Genomic DNA, 7,481 nt, shown 5'->3' with positions numbered 1-7,481 from the left:
AGCCGTATCCATACCCTCCATAGCCGTATCCATACCCTCCATAGCCGTATCCATAGCCTCCATAGTACCCGCCATAATATCCGCCGTAGTATCCCCAGCCCCAACCGTAGTAGCCGTAATTTGCGGCGTCGATGTCATGCCAAGTGCGGTCCGTCCACGTGGGGTGGTCGACCTCGTTGGTGAAGAAGTTGTCGTAGGCATCGCCGACCTCTGTTGCACGACCGTCATCAGCATCTTTGATCGCGCCATCTCGAGTCTTCGCAGCCGATGCCAATGTATCGTTTGAATCAGCTTCGGCATCCATCACCGCTTTGTCGTACTCCGCTTCAGCAATCGTCTTTGCTGCGGCCATTGCGTTGGTAGCTATGGCGGTTGCAATCGAGTAGGCAGCTTGAGCCGGTGCCGTCAGGTTCGTGTAGGCCAGTTCAGCGAGGTTCAGCTGCTGAATTCGACCAAGTTCAGCAGACTGGACGCTGTTGAGCCGAGCGAGCCCCGCAATTGAAATGGCGTCTTCATAAGCATCACGAGCGAGCCTTACCTGATTGGCGAAAGTGGCTTCCGCGTTGGCCGCATCCGAAGCAGGTCCGGCCAGCGGGTCGCCAGTTCCGAGCAACGAGGCATTGAAAATTGCCAATGCAGTGTACCAGCCGGCTTCGTAGATGCCGCGAACGGCAATGTCATCTTCACGTTTAGCAGCATCCGCAATGTAGACCGATCGATCGTAACTATTGCCCGCGATGGTCGATTGGGAGCGATGCAGGTTGTCTGCCGACGTTCGCGACGTTGCAGCGGCGGGGTAGAGGTTGTTGACGGTCGTGGAGTAACCACTCAGGGACACTGCACGATCGTTGGCAAATTTCCGTGTTGCATCGAGTATTTTTTGAGCGAGGTCACGAGTCGCGGTCCCTAGCGTGTTGACATGTTCAACTTCGTCCTCAGAGATTTTTGCCTGTTTTTGCAATTGCTGGTTTTTAGCTTGGTGTTCAGCCCAGCGTTTGAAGAGGCCTTGTCGCGATTCACGAAGGGCGTCGGTTGCATCGCTTCCGGCCGTGTTGTAAACGTCGGTCGCATCCTGCATTTCAGAATTATAAGCTTCAACGGCTTCTTCGACTGTTTGCTGATGCTCGTCCCACGCTTGCTGTTCTTCCTCGTAGTCTTCGTACTCACCGTAATACGTATCTTCGTATGAATCACCGATGGTACCTTGCAACGTGGCTGTTGCAGAAATCGATGCGTTGGAGTAATCGGTGTTCGCGTGAATCATAGCGATTTGGTACGCCTTTTCCGCTGCGGCAGCGTCATTCGCATGGGCATCCGCGAATGCTCGTTGCGCGTCGGCGGCTTCTTCATCCCGGATCACCTGGTCATCAACGCGTTCTCCCCCGACATCTGTTCCGATGTCCGCGGCAGCGGCCTCTGCTTGTGCGATCGAAGTCACGAAGGTCACTCGTTGATCTGCCAGGCTGTCTTCTCGAGTCTTCCGTGCCGATGCCGTGTCAATCCACATACCCCGGGACACATCAGAATGAGTGTTTTGGCGGGTCGTGTCTGCAGTCCGGATGTCACGAGCAAATTCTAGCTCGGCCGCTCCAACGTTGATGGCCCATGTCAGGTTATTCGCGGCAATGTTGACGAAGTACTGAGTCCAGACTGTGTTGGTCGATGCGTGCCAGATACCGATGGCATTTTTGTATCGATTGGCTTCGTCGTAGTAGTAGTCTTTTAGCGATTGAGCGTCATCGACCGATGTGTTGGCTGCTTCCTGAACAAATTTGTCGTCGTAGGATTTGTTGGCTGGTGCAACTGACTGGACATAGGTCAGTGTTGCCGCATTGATCGCCTTTCGATGACTGGCAATTTGCTGAACGTGCAGGATAGCATCACCCGTCGATTGAGCGGCAGACTCATCCGCAAAAGTGTTTTGCGCGTCAGCGATCGAGGTTCTGCGCTCACCCTCCGCCTCTTGCGTTGAGGCGTTGTAGTCCGACCAAGCACTGCGAGCTTTGCCAGCAAAGGTAGCCCACTGATTGATGGAGTCGATTCTTAGCGTTCGGTATGCATCGTTTGTGGCCTTGGCATAGGTTGACCAAGCACTTGCAGCTGTACTAGGGCGGATCCCTTTGTAAAGTCTTCGTGCGTTGATCATTTTCACGCTGTATGCCAAGCTTGCGTCCGCAATTGCTGTGGCATAAGTGTGCTGCGAGTCGATCCCGTCCGTGGCAAGTTCGTGAGACGCTTCGGCCATCTCTTCGGCAAGTTTTTCACGAGCGTCGGCAAGAGCTTTTGCCTTGCCTTCTTTGGCGGCGGCTGTCTCTTGGCGAACCTTCTTTTTCGATGCAATTTTCGCTGGGGCAGCTTGGTGTTTCTGGTTTTCCAGCGCGACAGTGAGGTCGCGGTCGGCATCTGCAATGTCCTCAGCCCGCTTCTTCTGGGCATCTGCGACGCTCGTTGCATGGGTACTGCTGGCCGTCTGCATTGCAAGGGCAAGATCCAAGCGGTTTTGAGACAGGTCCACTTGATAGGCGGTCCAGGGAGTCGCAACCGCACTGTTCCATCGCTGCATGGCGTCGCGTTTGGCACGAGCTAGATCGACACCACGCTGGGCAACCGCGTCACGAAGCGCCATTGCTTCCGCATGCGCATTCGCCGCTAGGGCATATTCATAAATTTTTCGTGCGTCTGCGATCGCAGTGTTGGATCCATGGGTCAGATCGGCGAGAGACTGCTCACGCTCAGCATCCGCGTTGATTTGACGGTCTGCAACGTCTTTGGCGTGCTCGGCCAATGCATATTCATAGTCCTTTCGCAACGGACGCACAGTGTCCGAGTATGCCTTTTGCGCGTTAACGTATGCCAGAGCATAGGTTTTGTTCGCGTCGATCATTGCGATCTGGTATTCGTGACTGGCTTCCGCATTGTCGAGGTCTCGCTGCTTTCCCGCATCAAGGATCTTCTGATCGCGAGCTCTGCGTGCTTGCTCTCGCTCAGAGTCTGATGGCGGCGGATCCGTGTCCAGCGCATCCGCGTACTCGTCATATGCAGCCTCGACAGCGCTATTGTAGCTGTCGCGGTGTGATTCGTACGCCTTGCTGAGTTTTTTGCTTTCCGACTCTTGTGTCTTGCTTCTGGATTTTGCAGCGGAGGTTATCTTCTCATTGAATGTGTCGTACGCACCTTGCATTCCATCGTTATAAGTCTGGGCTGCCGAATCGATGTCGGTGATGGTGGTCCCGTTCTCTCCCCCAGTGTTGTTGTCGTTGAGGCGGACGTTGTTGTCATCGGCGATCTGCTGCCGCTGCTCACTGTCTGATTCACGTTGACTGCGAAGGGCGTTGTCGAATGCTTCGCGAGCCAAGCGGTCCTGGTTTCGTCGAGCTTGACGAGCAGCTGACTGCGCCATCGAAGAAGTTCTTTCCGCTTGGGCTGTCTCGGCCTGGTAGGTCGCGTCGCCAGCGAAATCATAGGCAGGTCCGGTGAACGTTGGTGCCTGAAGTGGTGGTGTTGGCTGTTGGTTGTTGCCGGGGACGGACACGAAGGTCAGCGGATTCCCGACAGCTAAATCGATCGGTTCGATATCAACCGTTGTCAAGTCACCCGTGAAGGCACCGAGTGCTGCTTGATAAGCTACCTCGGCTGCGTCTTCGGCGGCTTGGAAGTCTAGATCCGCCTGTTCGATTGCTTCGGCATAAGCGTCGTCGGCATCGCTCAGGGCTTCTGCCCGATCCTCGTGAGCGTTGGAGATCGATTCGGCGTAGTTTGACTCGTCTTCCGTTTGCTGGGAATCCGATCCGGCGCCCTCAGTGTCGCTGTCGTCCCCGTAGTAGCCACCGTCGTCGTAAACCGGCGCCCACTCGGTCTCAATGATGTCTCCATCACTTCGGATGATCTTGATTCGTGAGATGGCGTTTGAATCCAATATTGTGGATTCAGAAACAGTTAGGTCGAACGGACCATCCTCGGTAAGCACCTTCGAGACGTCCACAGTGCCGTCGCCATCAGTATCAACTTCCACGATGGCGACGTCGCCTGTTTCCGTCCCGCTAATTTGGCCATGAATAGTTCCGTTTTCCTGGCTCTGATAGACCGATGAATTGTAATCGTTGGAACTCTCGTTGCCTTCGTACGGATCGTAGTCGTAACCATCGCCGTAATACCCGTCCTCACCTGAGTCTGCTTGCTGTGCGACAGTCTCTTCTGTGCGGTCAGGCTCTGTCCATGTGAAACTGGTGCTTTCCCATTCACTCGTAGAAACCGGTGATCCATCCTCATCCGATACGACAACTCGGATGTCAACCGTATGTTCTCCGTAGCTTGTGAGTGTAGGCACGAACTCAAAGCTTCCGGTTTCATCAGTTCGTGTTTGCCCATCGGCAATTGAATCACCATCCGTGTCCCACTCGATTGTCTGATTCGAAACGTTTTGGATTCCGGTTAATTGACCCTCGATACGCGAATCGGAAGTGATCGAGTCATCGGGCTGCCCTGTGTCGTCAGCGAGGGATAGCTGGAGTGAGGGAGTTGTTGAAACAGTGTCCGTTAGGGTGAAGTGAACTTCCACAGGAGAAGTGGATTGGGACGAATTGCCAGACGTTGGTATGGCCCCTGTCCATGCCTGTACCGATTGGTAGCCAACCGCCAATGAACCTGGGTCATAGACGAACATGCCGCCGGCCTCAGTTGGAATCGTCACATCAGCAACGTAGTCATTGTCAAAGTCGATGTAGACGTTGACTGCCTCTCCGTTTCCGGTGCTCAGTGTTCCGATGACGGTGGCATTCGTTGTTGAACTGTCGTTGGCGTCTGAACCGCTATCGACAAGCAGTTCGAACGTTTCGACCGATGCAATCGAAGCAGATTGATGATTGAAGTAAATCGTTTTCCATGGGCCAGCAACCTCACTGTCACCTAAATCGCTCCAAGCTTTCCCGCGGACACGTACCGTATGGTTTCCAGAAGGCAGGTCATCCAGCGGAATGACGAATTCACCGCTCTCATCAGCGATCGTCGTTAAATCAGGCATATCGTCGCCATCTAGGTCAAGCTCCACTTCCACGAGACTGAATCCTTCCGTCGGGAAGCTACCACGCAAAGCTGCGACATTTCCCAAAGCCCCCAGAATATTGTCGTCTTCGACGGAAATGTACTCAGCCGTAGTTGCGGTTGGTCCTTGGGAAGAGGTCGGGTGGATAAAAATGGAGCTCCAGTCTCCCTCCAAAAATGCGGCCATCTCCACGCTCCACTCAACAACACGCGCAGCGACCGTTCCGGAAATACCATTGTTCTCCGAGAGTCGCTTCAAAAAGGAGCGGTCGCCGTCGGTGGATGCCTGGAGGTCAGGGGCCCCATCACCGTCAACATCAATTTCAATTTTGAACGACTCTATTTGGCCTGGGATTGGTTCACCAGGATTCGCCCCAATCGCTCCCCCAAGCTGGCAACTGATGTCAAAGTTCTCGCTTGCAAAAGAGGAACCTACCTGAATGGAATCAAAGCTATCACCAAAGAAAGGCTCAGATTGCGAATCGCATTCCTCTGATTGCTGCTCTGGACTCGCACCAAACTGAGTGCGCGAATCCGGCCCGACCACGCGTCCTGAAAGGTGGAGTCCGGTCAATCCGGACGACAAAGTGGGGTCACCGGCTACATGATTCTGGTATTCGAGTTCCTCGACTCGCAGCAGAGATTTTGGCAACGTTTCAAGCTGGAAATCAAATGAATTCCAATCAAGCGCCAATAACTCGCCTGTTGTTTCGCTAACGGCAAGGCGGTATGCGATAGAGACGCTTCCCACTTGGCTAGCAAACGAATTGTCAAAAACCCTAGCGTCGTAGACAAAGTTGCGTGCCGTTCCGATATCTACGATTGATCCATCGACCGTCCCATCCTGATCATGATCAAATTCGATCGTGAGCGTCGCGTCGCCAAAATCTCCAAAGACGGTTCCTTGAATGCGTGGGTCGATGGTGACTCGATCATTGATGTCAAAACCAGTGTCTCGCACCAAGCGAACATCTTGAAATGTATCAGGTTCTGCATCTTGAATCGTCACAACTGCCGCGCCGCCAACCTCAGCGTTTGTAGCATTTGATAGCAGGATGGAGAATTGCTCCTCTCCCTCTAGGACGTCGTCATCAAATAGATTGACAGTAAAAGACTGAGTGGTTTCTCCAGCCGCGAACTCAATCAATCCAGAAGCGAGCTGAAAGTCTGCTCCTGAACTGGCTGTGCCCTCGATAGTTGAGTACTCCACAGATGCAGTTGTTGCAAGCTCGCTACTAAGGGAAACAACAACTTCAATGCTGCCAGAATCTTCGCTAACCAGGGTGTCCGCCACAGTGATGGTTGGGACTGGGGGCGAATCGGCGAGCAGTTGCAGCCGATAGACGCCGGTGCCTGCGGACTGGCCTGATCCGCTACCAGCATTCGTAGCGGAATACCATGCGTTGGACTGGGCGCTAACGCCGATGAAGTAGTCACCGCTATTTGCTGCCGTAAAAGTTAAGTAGTCGTCTTTGAAGACTTGCCCAAAGTCGTTTTGGCTCGAGGCATAGCCGCTTCTTTCATAGTAGCCTCCTGGAGTAACGTCGGATCCGGTTGAGTCAAAAATACGCAGATAGCTGTCTAGATTACTGAGGCTCACGCCATTGTCGTCGATTTCAGCATCGACATCGATCGTTACGGTCTGACCAGCCGCAATATAGATCTGGTACAGATCTACGTCGGCGTCTCCATATAGCCCGTCACCAATTGTCGCATCAATTTCGAGCATTGATCCAGCTTCAACCGTAATTGCGTTCGCAGAACCAATCGAATCGCCAGCCAAGTCGGGATCGTTATCTTGGACGGTGATGTCGGCGGTTGCGTCGGCCAACGGAGCCCCGACCGGATTGGAAAGTGTGACCGAAAATGCTTCCATTGACTCCATGATCTCGTCATCGAGGATCACAACTGGAATCGTTTTGGACACTTCACCGGGGGCGAACGTTAAGGTGCCACTCGTTGCGGAGTAGTCGTCAATGTCGATTGCTGATCCGTCTGCGGTTGCAAAATCCACAGTCACCGCGTTTGCGGAGGCAACGCTTAACGTGACCTCGACATTGGCAAGCCCGGAACTTTCGTCGACGCTCAAGTCCGAAACGCTTAATTGTGGCGTTGGTGCGGAGTCGGTGAGCAGCTGCAATCGGTAAGCACCCGTGTAACTCGCATGCCCGTATCCGCTACCTCCCATCGTTGGGGCGTACGACGTATTGGACTGCGAACTGACCCCGACGTAGTACGTCGCCGTCTGATCTGCCGTGAATGAAAGATAATCGTCGGCCCAACCGTAGCCGCCGTAGTCGTTCGGGCTGCTTGCATACCCATAGTTGTAGTAGCCACCGGGCGTGATGTCCGTGCCGGACGAATCAAAGATTCGAAGATAGCTGTCCAGATTGCTCAGATTGTTGCCGTTGTCGTCGTAGTAAGCAACGCACGGTGAATAA

Annotated in this window: 1 protein-coding gene; it reads right to left on the bottom strand. The window is 53.7% G+C overall.

Annotated elements, in window-relative coordinates; genetic code table 11:
- Nucleotides 1-7,481, bottom strand: a 7,481-nt coding sequence (locus B2R17_RS15085) for a Calx-beta domain-containing protein (RefSeq protein ID WP_286764633.1), incomplete at both ends; no start/stop codon positions are given.

It is taken from the genome of Rhodopirellula sp. UBA1907 (assembly GCF_002337565.1).
Classification (GTDB): domain Bacteria; phylum Planctomycetota; class Planctomycetia; order Pirellulales; family Pirellulaceae; genus Rhodopirellula; species Rhodopirellula europaea.
Note: the sequence above shows the minus strand (reverse complement) of the source record. Positions and strands in the feature narration are given on the sequence as shown.